Source organism: Allobosea sp. BE125, assembly GCF_031456075.1.
GTDB lineage: Bacteria > Pseudomonadota > Alphaproteobacteria > Rhizobiales > Beijerinckiaceae > Allobosea.
Genome location: NZ_JAVDTY010000001.1, coordinates 544,983 through 560,504 on the forward strand (window position 1 = coordinate 544,983; position 15,522 = coordinate 560,504).

At 67.5% G+C, this 15,522-nt stretch carries 13 protein-coding genes; 1 reads left to right on the forward strand and 12 read right to left on the reverse strand.

All coding sequences use genetic code 11. From position 1 onward, the window contains the following. The first annotated feature begins 16 nt into the window (after positions 1-16). Positions 17-1,441: an amidase gene (locus tag J2Y55_RS02515; protein WP_310147259.1), complete on the forward strand. Its 1,425-nt coding sequence runs from the start codon at positions 17-19 to the stop codon at positions 1,439-1,441. A gap of 51 nt (positions 1,442-1,492) precedes the next feature. Here the strand turns inward: J2Y55_RS02515 and J2Y55_RS02520 are convergent, their stop codons facing one another. The 12 genes from J2Y55_RS02520 to J2Y55_RS02575 form a co-directional block, all read right to left on the reverse strand. Then, complete coding sequence (locus J2Y55_RS02520) at positions 1,493-2,926, reverse strand: FAD-dependent oxidoreductase (RefSeq protein ID WP_310147261.1); 1,434 nt, start codon at positions 2,924-2,926, stop codon at positions 1,493-1,495. Next, positions 2,923-3,537, reverse strand: a complete 615-nt coding sequence (locus J2Y55_RS02525; RefSeq protein ID WP_310147264.1) for a cysteine hydrolase family protein — start codon at positions 3,535-3,537, stop codon at positions 2,923-2,925. Before J2Y55_RS02525 ends, J2Y55_RS02520 begins: the two co-directional genes overlap by 4 nt. Positions 3,538-3,540: 3 nt before the next feature. Next, positions 3,541-5,604, reverse strand: coding sequence for a hydantoinase/oxoprolinase family protein (locus J2Y55_RS02530; RefSeq protein ID WP_310147266.1), 2,064 nt, complete (start codon positions 5,602-5,604; stop codon positions 3,541-3,543). 238 nt (positions 5,605-5,842) lie between these two features. Beyond that, positions 5,843-7,537: a hydantoinase B/oxoprolinase family protein gene (locus J2Y55_RS02535; protein WP_310147268.1), complete on the reverse strand. Its 1,695-nt coding sequence runs from the start codon at positions 7,535-7,537 to the stop codon at positions 5,843-5,845. Then, positions 7,534-8,436: an isocitrate lyase/PEP mutase family protein gene (locus tag J2Y55_RS02540; protein ID WP_310147270.1), complete on the reverse strand. Its 903-nt coding sequence runs from the start codon at positions 8,434-8,436 to the stop codon at positions 7,534-7,536. Before J2Y55_RS02540 ends, J2Y55_RS02535 begins: the two co-directional genes overlap by 4 nt. Further along, complete coding sequence (locus tag J2Y55_RS02545) at positions 8,433-9,875, reverse strand: MmgE/PrpD family protein (RefSeq protein WP_310147272.1); 1,443 nt, start codon at positions 9,873-9,875, stop codon at positions 8,433-8,435. Before J2Y55_RS02545 ends, J2Y55_RS02540 begins: the two co-directional genes overlap by 4 nt. A 7-nt stretch (positions 9,876-9,882) precedes the next feature. Next, positions 9,883-10,584 carry an ABC transporter ATP-binding protein gene (locus tag J2Y55_RS02550; protein ID WP_310147274.1) on the reverse strand — a complete coding sequence of 234 codons (702 nt, stop codon included), beginning with the start codon at positions 10,582-10,584 and terminating at the stop codon, positions 9,883-9,885. Then, entirely contained in the window at positions 10,577-11,332 is a 756-nt protein-coding gene (locus J2Y55_RS02555; RefSeq protein ID WP_310147278.1) for an ABC transporter ATP-binding protein, read from the reverse strand. The genes J2Y55_RS02550 and J2Y55_RS02555 overlap by 8 nt, the downstream gene beginning before the upstream one ends. Further along, a complete protein-coding gene (locus J2Y55_RS02560; protein ID WP_310147280.1) occupies positions 11,332-12,327 on the reverse strand; it encodes a branched-chain amino acid ABC transporter permease in 996 nt (331 codons plus the stop codon). The genes J2Y55_RS02555 and J2Y55_RS02560 overlap by 1 nt, the downstream gene beginning before the upstream one ends. Continuing rightward, the gene (locus tag J2Y55_RS02565) at positions 12,324-13,196 is read right to left on the reverse strand and encodes a branched-chain amino acid ABC transporter permease (RefSeq protein WP_310147282.1); all 873 of its coding nucleotides are present in this window, start codon (positions 13,194-13,196) and stop codon (positions 12,324-12,326) included. Before J2Y55_RS02565 ends, J2Y55_RS02560 begins: the two co-directional genes overlap by 4 nt. 228 nt (positions 13,197-13,424) lie before the next feature. After that, positions 13,425-14,645: an ABC transporter substrate-binding protein gene (locus J2Y55_RS02570; RefSeq protein WP_310147285.1), complete on the reverse strand. Its 1,221-nt coding sequence runs from the start codon at positions 14,643-14,645 to the stop codon at positions 13,425-13,427. A 68-nt stretch (positions 14,646-14,713) separates the two neighbouring features. Next, the gene (locus tag J2Y55_RS02575; protein ID WP_310147287.1) at positions 14,714-15,487 is read right to left on the reverse strand and encodes a GntR family transcriptional regulator; all 774 of its coding nucleotides are present in this window, start codon (positions 15,485-15,487) and stop codon (positions 14,714-14,716) included. Positions 15,488-15,522: the final 35 nt, after the last annotated feature.

Genomic DNA, 15,522 nt, shown 5'->3' on the forward strand with positions numbered 1-15,522 from the left:
GGACGAGGATACCCCGATGACCAACCCCGCCGATCTGAGCGCGGCCGATCTGCTCGATGCCTATCGCGCCAAGACGCTCTCTCCCGTCGAAGTGACGGAGGCTGTGATCGCCCGGATCGACGCCTATGAGCCCAAACTTAGGGCGCTCTATGCCTATGATCCGACTGCCGCGCTTGCCGCTGCCAGAGGTTCCGAGGCGCGCTGGTTCAAGGGCGAGGCGCTGCCTCTCGACGGCGTGCCGGGTACGATCAAGGAGAACATTGCGACCAAGGGCGTGCCGATGCCGATCGGGACGGCGGCGCGCGATCTCGCCCCGGCTGCAGAGGACGCACCGGTCGCGGCCCGGCTGAACGAGGCGGGTTTCATCACGCTCGCCAAGACGACGATGCCCGATTACGGCATGCTCTCCTCCGGGCTCTCCAGCTTTCACGAACTCGCCCGCAATCCCTGGAATCTGGCGATGAACCCCGGTGGTTCCTCTGCTGGCGCAGGAGCAGCAGGCGCTGCCGGTTACGGTCCCTTGCATGTCGGCACCGATATCGGCGGCTCGGTCAGGCTGCCGGCCGGCTGGTGCGGGCTCGTCGGCCTGAAGCCCAGTTTTGGGCGCGTGCCGATCGACCCGAGCTATTACGGCCGCGTCGCCGGCCCGATGACGCGCACAGTGACCGACGCGGCGCTGATGATGCGCGAATTGTCCAAGCCCGATGCGCGCGACGGCATGAGCCTGCCGCCGCAGGAGATCGACTGGCTGTCGCTCGGCATCGATCTGAAGGGCCTGCGGATCGGCCTGCAGCTCGACCCCGGCATCGGCATCGAAGTCGAGCCCGAGACGAAGGCCGCAATCGAGGCGGCGGGCAAGGCTTTCGCAGCGGCGGGCGCGACCGTGACCTCCGCTCCGGCCTTCATGACGCGCAGCATGCTCGACGGGCTCGATGATTTCTGGAGCCAGCGCGCCTGGGCCGATATTGGTGCGCTGACGCCGGAGAAGCAGGCAAAGGTGCTGCCCTATATCTTCCAATGGGCGGAGCGCGGAAAGGCGCTCTCGGGCGAGCGGGTCTATCGCGGCATGAGCCAAATGCTGGCGATCAAGGATGCGGCGCTGAAGCAGAGCGCGCCGTTCGATTTCGTGCTGTCGCCGGTTTCGCCGGTGCCGAGCTATCCGGCCGAGCTCGCCTCGCCGATCCATGATCCGGATCGGCCCTTCGAGCATATCTGCTTCACGCTTCCCGCCAATATGTCGGACCAGCCCTCGATCTCGGTACATGCCGCAATGACCAAGGGCGGTTTGCCGATCGGGCTGCAGATCACCGGGCGGCGTTTTGATGATCTCGGCGTGCTGCGGATGGCGAGGGCCTGGGAGGGTTTGCGCGCGCCGATGCCGGCGTGGCCTTCCCTTCTCCCCTCGGGGGAGAAGGTGGCAGCGCGAAGCGCTGACGGATGAGGGAATTCTCCGCGTAGCGACAAGAAAAGGGCCGCTTCCGCGGCCCTTCCCTCATCCGTCTGCTGCGCAGACACCTTCTCCCATGAGGGGAGAAGGAAAGGCTGCGGCCGCCCTGCCTGCGATCTCGCCGAGCGCGACGGCGGTCAGCAGGCCGTTGCCGGAGAGGTAGCCCGAGGCCTGCGCACCGGAGACGCCGACCGCCGCGCCGCCGCAGGCGTGGAGATTGAGGAAGGCCCGGCCGCCCTTGTCCAGGACGCGGGCGGCGTCATCCACGCGCAACCCGCCCTGGGTGTGGAACAAGGCTCCGGTGACGCGGACTGCATGGAACGGCGCTGCCAGGGGCGGCACGTTTGAGAAGTCGCGCCTGAAGCGATCCTGTAGCTCGCCACGCTTCAGCGCCGCGACCTCGATTGCAGTGGCCGTGAGTGCGGCTTCCGGCAGGCCGGTCTTTGCTGCGAGGTCTTCGATCGAATCTGCACTGACGATTGCGCCCTGCGCCTCCGCGTTCTGGAAATCCTCGAACTGGCGGGCGATGCCGGCGATGCGGGCATCGAAGATCGTCCAGGCCTTGCCCTTGGGCTGGCGCAGGACGGTGGCGGCCTGTTCGGAATAGCCATGGCTCTCGTCGGAGAAGCGCTCGCCCAGGGCGTTGACCTGAAAACCGCCCTCCATGATCGTCGCCCAGCTGATCAGGATGCCATGCGGCTGGGCGACCGAGCCATGGCCCTGATGGCCCGACATATCGACGAGATCCGCGCCGATCTGCTCGCCCCAGAGCACGGCGTCGCCCTCATTGCCGGAATGGCCGAACCAGAGTGCGTCAGCCATTTGCGGGATGTGGCGCGCCACCAGCGCGCGGTTGCCGCCATAGCCGTTGCAGGCGAGCACGAGCGCTTTGCAGCCGATCCTCTCCTCGCCGCCATCGGGGCGGGTTCCGGCGATGCCCGCGATCACGCCGTCCGGCCTCCGGAACAGGGTGGTGGCGCGAAACCCGGTCAGGATCGGGATCTCCTGCGCCTCCACGGCCTCGCGCAAACGGTCGATCAGCTCCGAGCCCGTGCGCTTGGGCAGGCCGTGCATGCGCCGGGCGGAATGGCCGGGATAGGAGAAGTTGGTGATGACATCGAAGGGCAGGCCATGACGGTCGGCGAGCCATTCAAGCACCGGGCCGATGTGCTCGGCCAATTGCCCGACCATGGCGGTATCGGGTTCGTGATGTGCTTTTTCGAGGATGTCCCGGGCGAACAGGGCCGGACTGTCCTCAATGCCTGCCTGCCGCTGGAAGCGCGTGCCGGCGGCCGGGATGAGCCCGGCCGAAAGCGCGGTCGAGCCCGAGGGCACCGCGTCGCGCTCGACGATGACGACCTCGGCACCGGCCTCCTTCGCGGCGAGCGCCGCGACAAGCCCTGCTGCACCCGCGCCGATGATCAGGACATCGGCCTCCGCCTCGAAGGCGATGCTATCGACTGGGCGGACAGCGTTCATGACGCGACTATCTCGGCCATGGCATCTCCGATTGTTGCGATGCGCGCCACGGGCCGGAGCGCGGCGATGGCTTCTGCATGCATCGCTTCGGTGGGGGCGGCGCAGCCATCTTCCAGCACGGTCACCTCGATGTCGCGGACATGGGCGTCGCGAACCGTCGAGGCGACGCCGCCATTGGTGACGATGCCGCAGACGATCAGGTGCTCGATGGCGAGCTTGCGCAACAGCCATTCCAGCCTGGTCTGGTAGAAGGCGGAATAGGCGATCTTCTCGACTGCGATATCGATGGGCTGCAGGGCGTCGACCACCTGATGGCCCCAGCCGCCGGGCAGGAAATCGCCCTTGCGCAGGAAGGGGCGCATCTGCAGGAGATGCGGCGAGATCAGCGGCGCGCCGCCACGTCCCGGCACCAGGGTGAACTGGGTAGCGGCGACGAGCCCGCCCTTGGCGCGGACGAGATCGGCCAGCGGTTTGAGCTTGACCGGCAATGCCTGCGCCTGCGGGGAGGCGGCCTTGCCGCGCGCATAGGCGCCGTCGGGGTGGATGAAGTCGTTCTGCAGATCGACGATCAGCAAGGCGGTATGGGCGAGGGAGGTGATGGCGGCTGCCATGGTTCAGCTCCTGAGGATCACGAGATTGCCCAGCGCGTCGACCTCCGCGGTCAGGCCGGGATCGAGCAGGATCGTGGCGTCGGATTGCTCAAGCATCGCCGGCCCCTCGATCCTGGCGCCGACAGGCAGATCGAGCCGCGACCAGATCGCCGTCTCGCGCCACTGGCCTTCGAGATAGACCTGGCGCGAGCCACGCCTTGCGGCTTCCAGCGTCGCGCCCTCGGCCGGTGCCAACGCCGTCAGGTCGAAGGCCGGTCGGCGGCCGATCGCGGCCGTGCGCAGCGTGACGATGCGCACGGGAATGCCGGGCAAGAGGCGGCTGAAGGCCGCGCCATAGGCCTTGTCGAAGGCTTCGCGGATGATGGCGCCGGTCACGCCGGTGCGCCCCTCGGTGAGCGTCACCGGCAGGGGCACTGCGACGGTATGGGTCTGCCCGAGATAATGCATGTCGAGTTCGTAGAGCACGTCGATGCGCTCGACGCTCAAACCGGCATCGGCGACGATCGCATGGGCTTCTGCGCCCGCCTCGACCATGCGGGCGTCGAGCGCGGCCGCGTCGAGACCGTCGAGCATCAAATTCACCGTCTGCACGCCGTCATGGCGGATATCGGCGATGACGCAGCCGAGCGCCGAGGTGACGCCCGGGAAGCGTGGCACCAGCGCGCCGCGCAGGCCGACCTCCTTGATCAGCGCGCCGGCATGGAGCGCGCCGCCACCGCCGAAGGGCATGGCCAGGAATTTCGCCGGATCATGGCCGCGCTCGATCGAGACCAGCCGGATCGCGCCGGCCATGCGGGCATTCGCGATCTTCACGATCGCTTCCGCCGCCGTCATCACGTCGAGCCCGAGCGGCTCGGCGATCTTGCGACGGATCGCCTCGCGCGCGGCCTCGACATCCAGGCTCTGCAAGGTGCCAAGCGGTTTCGAGCCGTCGATGCGGCCGAGCACGAGATTGGCGTCGGTCAGGGTCGGGCGGTCATTGCCCCCGCCATAGCAGACCGGGCCGGGGCGCGAGCCCGCACTTTCCGGCCCCACTTCGAGCAGGCCGCCGGCATCGACGCGAGCGATCGAGCCGCCGCCGGCGCCGATCGTGGTGATCTCGATCATCGGCGTGCGGATCACCATGCCGAAATCGATCGTGCTCTGGGCGGCGAGCGCCGCCTCTCCGTCCGCGATCAGCGAGACGTCGAAGGAGGTGCCGCCGAGATCGCCAGTGATGACATCGGGGAAGCCGGCCGCGCGGGCGATCGCGGCCGCCGCGATGACGCCCGCGGCAGGGCCAGACAGGGCGGTGCGGATGGGGAGCTTGCGGGCGGTAGCCGTCGACATCACGCCGCCATTGCTCTGGACGATGTGGAAGCGGCCGGTGAAGCCGTCCTGCGCCAGTGCATCCTCCAGCCGGCCTAGATAGGAGCCGACCAAAGGCTGGAGCGTGGCGTTGAGCGCGGTCGTCGAGGCGCGTTCGAATTCGCGGATCTCGGGCAGGATCGCGCTGGAGCAGGCAAGGTGCTCGTTCGGCCAGACCGCGCGGGCCGCTTCCAGCGCAGCGCGCTCATTGGCGGGGTTGGCGTAGGCGTTGATGAAAATGATCGCCAGCGCCTCGCAGCCTTGGGCTGCAAGCGTCTTGGCCGCCTCGCGCACGGCGTCGAGGTCGACAGCCGTGCGGATCGTGCCGTCGGCAAGCGTCCGCTCGGGCACCTCCAGCCGGTTCTCGCGGCTGGCGGCGGGCGTGAAGTCACCCCACAGCCCCCAGGTCTGGCGGCGGTCGCGGCGACGCATCTCCAATGCGTCGCGGAAGCCCGGCGTGGTGATGACGCCGACCTTGGCGCCCTTGCGCTCGAGCAGGGCGTTGGTGCCGACGGTGGTGCCGTGGACGATCGAGGCGAGGCCGGAGACGGGTCCGAAGGTCGTCAAGCCGGCGATGAAGCCTTTGGCCTCGTCACCACGCTGGGAGGGAACTTTCGCGACGCGGAAGCGCTTTTCCGCCTCGTCGAACCAGAACAGATCGGTGAAGGTGCCGCCGACGTCGACGCCGACGACGGCTTTGGGGGAGGATGTGCTGGTCATGGCGCGATCTCCTTCTCCCCTCGGGGGAGAAGGTGGCCCGGCGTAGCCGGGTCGGATGAGGGAAGGGTGGATGAGTGCGGTGCGAGACTTCCCTCATCCGTCAGCGCTACGCGCTGCCACCTTCTCCCCATCAAAGTCGGCTGTTGCCGACTTTGACACTTTGAGTTGCCCATCTCGGGCAGGCCCGAGATGGCTGGGGAGAAGGAGATCGCGCTTGCTTGATGAAGCGAGATGCAAATCATCGTCTCGCCTCCGTCACCAAGCCATATAGGCGTTGCGCTTCCTCAGGGCTGACATAGCCGTTCGCCACATCGCGCCGCACCGCGGCCGCATCGCGCTCCCTTGGCTCGCCATAGCCGCCACCGCCGGGGCTTTCGAGCCGGACGCGCTGCCCTTTGGCGATATGGATGTCGGTGATCTTGGTGACGAGCGGCGGCGATGTCGGGCCGTCCGGGCCGTCATAGACGAAGCGGTTCATCGCGGCGGGGCCTCCGCCGACGACGCCGAAGGGCGGGAATTTGCCGCGCTCGCCGAGCAGGAAGACGTCGGCGCCCGACTGAGCCAGCGCCTCGATCTCGTAGATCGCGCCGCAGCCGCCGCGATGACGGCCGGCTCCGCCGGAATCGGGCCTGAGCGCCCATTGCGTGAACATCACGGGATAGGCGGCCTCCAAGATTTCCGCCGGCGGGATCGTCGCGGTCGAGATCGGATTGTTGCCGTGGTTGAGGCCATCGCCTTCGGGATTGCCACCCAGCCCGCCGCCGAAGAAGGAGAACATCACGAAGCGCGAGCCGTCGTCGCGATGGCCCGCCAGCGAGAGCGCGTTGATCGTGGCATAGGGCGAGCCATTGGTGCGCTCGGGCGCGATCTGGGCGAAGACGCCGAAGACGGTGTCGATGACGCGCAGGATAGTCTCGGTGTAGCCGCCGACGGGTTTCGGCGCCTTGACGCCGAGCAGGGTGCTGTCGGGGATGATGAAGCTGATCGGCTTGAGCACGCCGGCATTGGCCGGGACATGCGGGAAGATGTGCTTCAGCGCGACATAGCAGCAGGCGACCGCCGTGGAATAGGCGATGTTGAGCGGGCCCTGGCAGGGCGGGGCGGAGCGCGAGAAATCGAGCGTCATCAGATCGCCCGCGATCGTCAGATCGAGCGCGATCCTGAGCGGGGTGTCGGTGATGCCGTCATTGTCGAGGAAATCGTCGAAGGAATAGCGGCCATCCGGGAGAGCTGCGATCTCGGCGCGCATCAGCGCCTCGGCGCGGGCGCTGAAGGCGTCGAGCGCGGCATCGACTGTCGGCACACCGTAGTCCGCCAGGAGCGCGTCGAGGCGTTGCTCGCCGAGATCGAGCGCGTTCAGCTGGCCGTTGAGATCGCCCCAGTTCGATTGCGGCAGGCGCGAATTGGCATTCAGGATCTCGACGATGTCGTGCTGGAATTCACCCTTGCGCACGAGCTTCACCGGCGGGATGCGGAAGCCCTCCTGAAAGCTTTCCGTCGCCTTCGCGTTGAAATTGCCGGGCACATTGCCGCCGACATCGAGCCAATGGCCGACGGAAGCCAGCCAGCAGAACAGTTTGCCGTTGCGGAAGATCGGCCGCACCAGGCGCATGTCGTTGAGATGCGTGCCGCCCTCATAGGGGTCGTTGAAGAGCCAGGTGTCGCCGGGGTCGTTGGTGGCGCCAGCCTCGACCCGGTCGATCACGGCCTTCACCGCGAAGGCCATGGCGCCGACGAAGATCGGCAGGCCCGAGGTACCCTGCACCAGTGTCGCGCCGGTGGTGGCGTGATAGAGGCCGTGGCAGGCATCATGCGCCTCGGCGATGATCGGGTTGAAGGCGGAGCGGTAGAGCGTCGCGTCCATCTCGTTGGCGATCTGCTCCAGCCGGCCCTTCAGCACGGCGAGCGTGACGGGATCGAGCGTCATGGTCATGCCTGCTTGCTCTTTTCGGCCGCGGCTATGATCTGGTCGGCTTCATAGCTCCGGCCGGCCGCGATCATCTGCGGCGTGCCGATCACGGCGTTGAGCTGGTCGAAATCGAACATCTGGTTGCGGAAGGCGCCGGTCGAGCCGTCGCGCTTCAGCGTGCCGTAGAAATCCTGGGCGGCGCGGGCGAGCGCCCGCACGATGCCACCGGGGAAGATCACGAGCGAGAAACCGAGCGCCTCCAACTCCCCAGCCGATTTGATCGGCGTGCGCCCGCCCTCGACCATATTGGCCATCAGCGGAGCCAGGCCCTTCAGCTCGGCAGTGACGCGGCCAAGCTCGTCGGCGGAGCCCGGCGCCTCGACAAAGAGCATATCCGCGCCGGCCTGCGCGTAGAGATGGGCGCGTTCGAGGGCGGCTTCGAAGCCCTCCACCGCGATGGCGTCGGTGCGGGCGATGATCAGTGTTTCCTGCGAGGCACGAGCATCGACGGCGGCCTTGATCTTGCCGACCATCTCGGCGGCCGGAATCACGCCCTTGTCGGCGAGGTGGCCGCAGCGCTTGGGAAAGCTCTGGTCCTCGATCTGCAGGGCATTGGCGCCGGCGCGCTCGAACAGGCGCATGGTGCGCTGCATGTTGAGCGCATTGCCATAGCCGGTATCGGCATCGACGATCAGCGGCGTCGCTATGCGGTCGCGGATCATGGTGATGGTGTCAGCGACCTCGGCCATCGAAACGAGCCCGATATCGGGCCGGCCGAGGCGGGTATAGGCGATCGAGGCGCCGGAGACGTAGAGCGCCTCGAAGCCGGCTGCCTCAGCCAACGAGGCGGTAAGCGCGTCATAGACGCCCGGCGCCAGCACGATCTCCGCCTGAGCGAAGCGCGCCTTCAGGGAGAGGGTCATGATTGATGTCCGTTCGGGGTAGCGGGCGCGGCTGCGAGCAGGGCGTTCAGCGTGTCGAGTGTCCCGGCCTGCGGCAGGGCGTCGATTTGGGCGAGGATCGCGGCGGCATGAGCCTCGCCCCAGACCGGGCCGGCGAGATCGAAGAATTTCTCGCGAATCTCGGCTGCGCTATAGGGATCCTCGGTGTCGCCGCGATTGGTCAGCGCTTCGGCTTCCAGCACGCGGCCATCGGTCAAGGTGATCGTGACCTTGGCCGGGCGCAGCGCCGGCAGCTTGGCGGTTGCTGCCTCGTCCTCGCGGACGAAGATGCGGCGGGCGAGATCGCGGGTGACGGGTTCGAGCCGCGCCGGTTCGCGGAAGGCCTCGACGGTCGCCGCGCCGTGGACGATCGTGGTCGCGATCGAGAAGGGCAGCGAGAACTTCGCCGCCAGCATGTTGTGCGGCTCCTGGCCTGCGAGCTGCGCCGCCCAGATATAGGTGCCGACATCGATGCGGGCGATCTGCTCCGGGGCGATGCGGCCGCCCTCGCTGGCCACGATCCGGCTGAGCGCATCGAGCGCGCCGTGATTATAGCGGCAGCAGGCATGGCGCTTGAAATAATTGCGCGCGATCTCCCAGCGCTGCCCCAGCGCCTCGATCATCACGTCAGGCTGCCAATTATCGGCGATGACCGAGCCATAGACGGTGCCCAAGCCATCGGCCTCGCCGGTGAAGCCCGAGGCGACGAGACCATCGACCATCAGGCCGATCTGGTTGGAGAAACCGGCGAATGTGTTGCGGACCGTGCCGCCCTCCAGCATCGTCCGGCGGCTGGTGGTGAGGCCGAGCGAGGAGGCGACGTTGATCGTCTCGATCATCGCGGCGGCATCGCGCTTGTGCAGCCAGGCTATGGCGACGGCAGCGCCGACCGTGCCCCAGGTGCCGTGCGGATGCATGGTGATGCGCAGCTTTGAGGCGATGCCGATGCGGGCGCCGATCTCGTAGCCGAGCGCGATCGCGGTGATCACCTCCTTGCCGCTCGCCTTGGCCTGGACGGCCGCTGCGAGCACAGCGGGTACGACATGGATGCCGGGATGGCCGCGGGCGAACTGGTTACCCTCGTCGAGCTCCAGCATGGTGCCGGCCGTGCCGTTGAGAAAAGCGGCGAGGCTCGGCGTCGCCTTGCGGCCGCTGCCGATGATGGCGGCGCCCGAGAGGTCGTCGGCCGGTGCGAGCCGGTCGGAGAGCGCGATCGTCTCCGGCTCCTGAGCGCCGGCGGCGATGGCGGCGACCGAGTCGGCGATAACCTGAACGGTGCGCGAAACGACCTCGGGCGGCAGGTGCTCGAAGCGCAAGGCTGCGCAGAAGGCCGCGAGCTCGCTAAGCCAGCCCGGCGTGGCGGGGCGCTGCATCACAGGTTCGGCGCGGGACGGGGCGCTGACGGCGGCGTTTACGTTCATGACGGCCTCACAATCCGAGATAGGCGTGTTTCAGGGCCGGGTCGGCGGCGATCCGGCTTGAGGGACCTTCGACGACGATGCGGCCGTTTTCGAGCACATAGGCGCGGGCGGCGAGTTCGAGCGACTGCACGACATTCTGCTCGACCAGCAGCACGGCGAGGCCCTCGCCGGCGATGCGGGCGATCAGAGCAAACATCTCCTCGACGAGGAGCGGCGAGAGGCCGAGCGACGGTTCGTCCAGGATCAGGAGCTTCGGCTCGCCCATCAGCCCGCGCCCGATCGCGAGCATCTGCTGCTCGCCACCCGAGAGCGTGCCGGCGGCCTGGCCCATGCGTTCGCGCAGACGCGGGAAGAGCTGGAACATGCGCTCCAGATTGGCCTCGCGTGCCGGTTTGCCGCGCCGGTAGCTGCCGAGCACGAGATTGTCGCGCACGCTCATATTGGGGAAGATCCGTCGGCCTTCCGGCACATGGATCAACCCGGCGGCGACGATGGCCGAGGCCTTGAGGCCGGCGATCTCCTGACCCAGGAAGCGGATCGTGCCGGCGCGCGGCTTGATCAGGCCGGATAAGGCGCGGTTCAGCGTCGTCTTGCCGACGCCGTTGGCGCCCAGCACCGCGACGATCTCGCCCGGCTTTACCTCCAGGCCGATGCCGCGCAGCACGTCTGCGCCGCCATAGCCCGCGATCAGGTTCTCGACCTCAAGCATGGTTTGCTCCCATGCCCGCCGACCCCTGCAGCCGCTTGGCTGCGCCCTGGCCGAGATAGGCTTCTATCACCGCCGGGTCGCCGGCGATCTCGCTTGGTGTTCCCTGCGCGATGATGCGGCCCTGTGCCAGCACATGGATGTCCTCGCACAGGCTCATCACGGCCTGCATGACATGCTCAACCATCAGGATGGTGACGCCCCGATCGCGGATCTGGCGGATGACCGGGATCATGTCGCGGATTTCCGATGGGTTGAGCCCGGCCAGCACCTCGTCGAGCAGCAGAAGCCTGGGTTCCGTCGCCAGCGCGCGCGCCAGTTCGAGCCGCTTGCGGCCGGAGACCGTGAGTGAGGAGGCCGGCTGGTCGAGCATGGCGCCGAGACCGACCAGGCTTGCGACCTCGCGCGCCCGGCCTTGCGCCTCGACCCGGCCGGAATGACGCAGATAGGCGCCGACCGCGATGTTCTCGACAACGCTGAGGCCGGCGAAAGGCTGGACGATCTGGAAGGTGCGAGCGATGCCGGCCTGAGCCCGCAGATGGGCGGGCTGCGCCGTGATGTCCTGGCCCGCGAAGAGAATGCGGCCTTCGCTGGCCTTCTCGAACCCGGCGATGACGGCAAACAGGGTGGTCTTGCCGGCGCCGTTGGGGCCGATCAGCCCGGTGATCGAGCCGGCGCTGACCTTGAGGCTTGCGGCATTGACCGCGACGAGCCCGCCGAAGCGCTTGGTGATGGTCTCGACGGCGAGCATCAGGCAGCTCCTTCCGTCTTGGCGTCGATCGTCTTGGACGTGCTCTTGCCGCGGCCCAATCGCTTCAACAGCCCCATCATGCCGTCGGGCGCGAAGGCGATCGCGGCGACGAGCAGCGCGCCATAGATCACGAGATCGATGCCGGGAATGCCGCCCGCGAAGAGTTTCGTCAGCTCGCCCAGGCCATGCAGTGTTACCGCGCCGACGATCGGCCCCAATGGCGTGCCGATGCCGCCGATGATCGGGGCGATCAGCGCCTCGATCGAGATCCAGGAGCCATAGGCGATGTTGGCGTCGAGATAGAGGTAATATTGCACATAAAGCGCGCCGGCCGCGCCGGTGATGCCGGCCGAGAGCGTGATCGCCTTGAGCTTCACGGCAAGCGTGTCGACGCCGAGTGCGCGCGCCGCGTCCTCGTTTTCGCGCACGGCGGCAAACCAGGCGCCGAGGCGCGAGCAGGCGATCGCCGTCGTCAGCAGCAAGGTGAAGCCGACGAGCGCGAGCGCGATCCAGACGAAGGCAGCGCGGCTGGCGAACTGGAAGTTCTCGGGCCGGATATCGAGCTTGATCAGCGTGCCGGCCGCCCCGCCGGTAAAGGCCGAGGCATTGGCAAGGATGCGGAAGACCTCGGCGAAGGCGAGCGTCACCAGGGCGAAATAGGAGCCGCGCAGCCCCGAGCGGAAGCTGAGATAGCCTATGATCCAGCCGACCAGCGCGGCGAATCCGATGGCCGCAGCGAAGGCTGCCCAGGGATTGACGCCATAGCGCGCCTGCAGCAGTGCGGCCGCATAGGCGCCGCTGCCGAAGAAGGCGGCGTGGCCGAAGGAGAACTGGCCGCAGAGCCCGCCGAGCAGATTCCAGCCCTGGGCCGCCAGTGCGATGATCAGCGTGAAGACGATGAAGTTCAGCACCGTGTTGGCGGTGACGAAGACCGGGATCAGCGCCGCCAGCAGGAGCAGGACGAGCGCGGGAGCGAAGGCGCGCGAGGTGCTCATGCGCGCGCTCCGAACAGGCCGGTGGGCCGCACCAGCAGCACCAGGATGAAGATCAGGAAGATGCCGATCTGGCCCAGGCTCTCGCCGAAGAACAAACCGCACAGGCTCTCGACCACGCCGATGAAGAGGGCGCCCAGGAGCGCTCCGGGGATCGAGCCCATGCCGCCGAGCACGACGATGGTGAAGGCGACCAGCACGAAGGCGTTTCCCGCGCGGGGTGTGACATAAAAGGTCGGCATCAGCAGGCAGGCGGCGATGGCCACGCAAGCCGCGCCCAGGCCAAAGGTGACGGCGTAGATATGGGCGACGTCGATGCCGGCCAGCGCCGCCCCGGTCTTCTCGCGGGCAACCGCGCGGATCGCCTTACCGGTATCGGTGCGGGTGAGCAGCAGGCCGAGCAGCAGCGCGACCAGCAACGCCACGCCGAAGGCGAGTACGCGTGGCAGCGCCAGGAAGGTGAAGCCGAGATCGATCGAGGAGAAGGCGTAGGGCACGTCGATCGAGCGCGTATCGGAGCGGAAGATCGCGAGCATGGCGTTCTCGATCAGGATCGAGAGACCCAGCGTCACCAGCAGGATGTTGCGGTCTTCGCCATGGCTTGCCGGGCCGATGATGAAGCGCTGCACGCCGTAGCCCAGCCCGAAGAACAGCGGCGTGACGATGAAGAGCGCGATGTAGGGATCGAGCTTGAAGACGGTGTGCGCGACATAGACGGCGAACATCGCCGCCGTCAGCGTCGCGCCATGGGCGAAATTGATGATGTGCAGCACGCCATAGACCAGCGTCAGGCCCAGCGCGATCAGCGCATAGACCGAGCCGGTCATCAGGCCGTTCAGCACGGCTGCGAGGATGATATCTGGTGCGAACATGCTTGTTTCCCCTTCTCCCCTCGGGGGAGAAGGTGTCGCCAAAGGCGACGGATGAGGGAAGGAATGACGGGGTGAGAGTCGGCGGCCTCTGGGCGTTGGCCTTCCCTCATCCGTCAGCGCTTCGCGCTGCCACCTTCTCCCCGTCAAAGTCGGCTGTTGCCGACTTTGACATTCTGGGTTGCCCATCTCGGGCAAGCCCGAGATGAGTGGGGAGAAGGAAAGCGCGCTTCACGCCGGCACGGGGAAGATCGGCTTGGCGTCGGCGAAATCCGTCGGGAAGATCACCTTGATGTCGGCGCCCTGCACCTGGGTGTTCACCGGCGCACCGCCCTCGTTCTGGCCGTTGACGAACTTGGTCGGGCCATAGGGCATGATGTGGCCGGCGAAGGTCGAGGCCATGAGCGCCTCGGTCAGCTTGGCCTTGTCGCCGGAGCCCGCCGTCTCCAACGCGTCGGCGAGAAGCTGGACGCAGGAGTAGTTGAGCGGGATGTTGTAGGTCCAGAACTTGCCCGACGCCTCGACCTGCTTGCGCAGCGCCTCGGCGACAGGCTTGCGCGGATCGTGCCAATGGTTGCAGTCCATCACGAACTGGGCGGCGTCCTGGAATTCCTTGACGAAGCGGAAATTCGAGGCCGCGCCGTTGAGCACGGCGTAGATGCCTTTCGGCTTGATGCGCTGCTGCTGCATGGTGCGGGCGAGCAGGGCGAATTCGCCGTAATAGCTCGAGGGAATGACGAGGTCGGGGTTCTTGGCGCGGATCTGGAGCGCGACGTTCGACATGTCGCGCGAGGGCGTCGGATGGGCAATCGTGTCCAGCACCTCGAAGCCGCGCTTGGGCAGTTCGCCCTGCATCAGCTTGGCCATGCCCGAGCCGAAGAGCCCGTCCTCATGCACCAGCACGACGGTCTTCGCCGGCTTGCCGGCGGCGTCGTTGAGCTTGGAGAGATTGTCGAGCGCGGTCTTGGTCACGGTGCCGAAGCCGGGGCCGAAGCGGAAGGTGTTCTTCAGTCCCCGCGTGACGATCGAATCGGCGACGCCGACATCGACGATATAGGGCAGGTCGTAGCGTGCGGCGGCCTGGGAGGCGGCGAGGCAGATCGGCGAGGCGAAGCCGCCGACGATCGCGACCACGCCCTCGGCCTGCATGCGCTCGACCTCCGCCGTGCCGCCTTCGGGCGTCGAGCGAGCGTCGCCGAAGACCATCTGAAGTTTCGCTCCGCCCATCGACTTGATGCCGCCGGCTTCGTTGATCGCCTTGATCGCGGCCTCCGCGCCGATCTGGCCCTGCTGACCGTCATAGGCGAGAGCGCCGGTGACGGGCTGCAGGATGCCGACCTTGATGGCGGGGGCTTGTGCGCGCAGCAGGCCGGGCATGGCGATGGTCGCCGCTCCGCCGATCGCCGCCGTCTTCAACAGCGTGCGGCGGGAAAGCTCGGTGGTCCTGGTCATCTCACATTCTCCTCTGTTCTGTTTGCGGTGCGTCGGGCCCGGTCTCGCGCCGGGCTTGTCTCGTGCGATCAGCAGGCCTTGGCCGGTACTGGCGACCAGCGCCTCTCGCCAGCCTCGCCGTCGCGGTGGAGTTCCATCTGGAAGGAGTAGCGGTCGGGCCGATAGAGCGCGTGCAGATGCTCGACGCCGCTGCCGTCAGGCCCGAGGACGACGCGCGTCAGGGACAGGAGCGGCGAGCCGATCTCGAGGCCTAGCGCCTCGGCGACATCAGGACCGGCCAGGGTCGCGCTGATCGCCTGGCTGGCACGCTCGACCAACGCGCCCGAGTGTTCGAGCAGCGTCAGCAGCGGCACGGTCGCGAGATCGGCCTCCGAATAGGTCAGGCCGATGCGCTCGGGTACATGCGTCGTCAGATAGGAGAAGGGCTGGCCGTCGATCAGGCGCACGCGAACCGAGCGCTGGGTGCGCTCGCCCGGGCCAAGCGCGAGCGCCTGGGCCACCGCCTCGGGCGGCTGGACATAGGAGAAGGCGAGCAGGCGCACGCCGGTGCGGCGACCCATCTCGACCAGATGGGTCAGCATGTTCGAGAAATCCGCGACGATCGGCCGGGGCGCCTCGGGCTCGCGCACGAAGGTGCCCGCGCCGACGCGCCGATCGATCAGGCCGTCCGTCGCGAGGCTGTCGAGCGCGCGACGGATGGTGACGCGCGAGACGCCGTGCTGCAGTGCCAGGGCCGGCTCGCTCGCCAGGCGCGTGCCGGGTGAAATCTCGCCGCTGGCGATGCGCTCACGCAGCAGCAGATAGATGCGTCGCGCCTTGAGGGGTTCGAGCGAAGCGTCCACGTGGGGCCTTTCAATGGCGGATGATCTGACTGTCT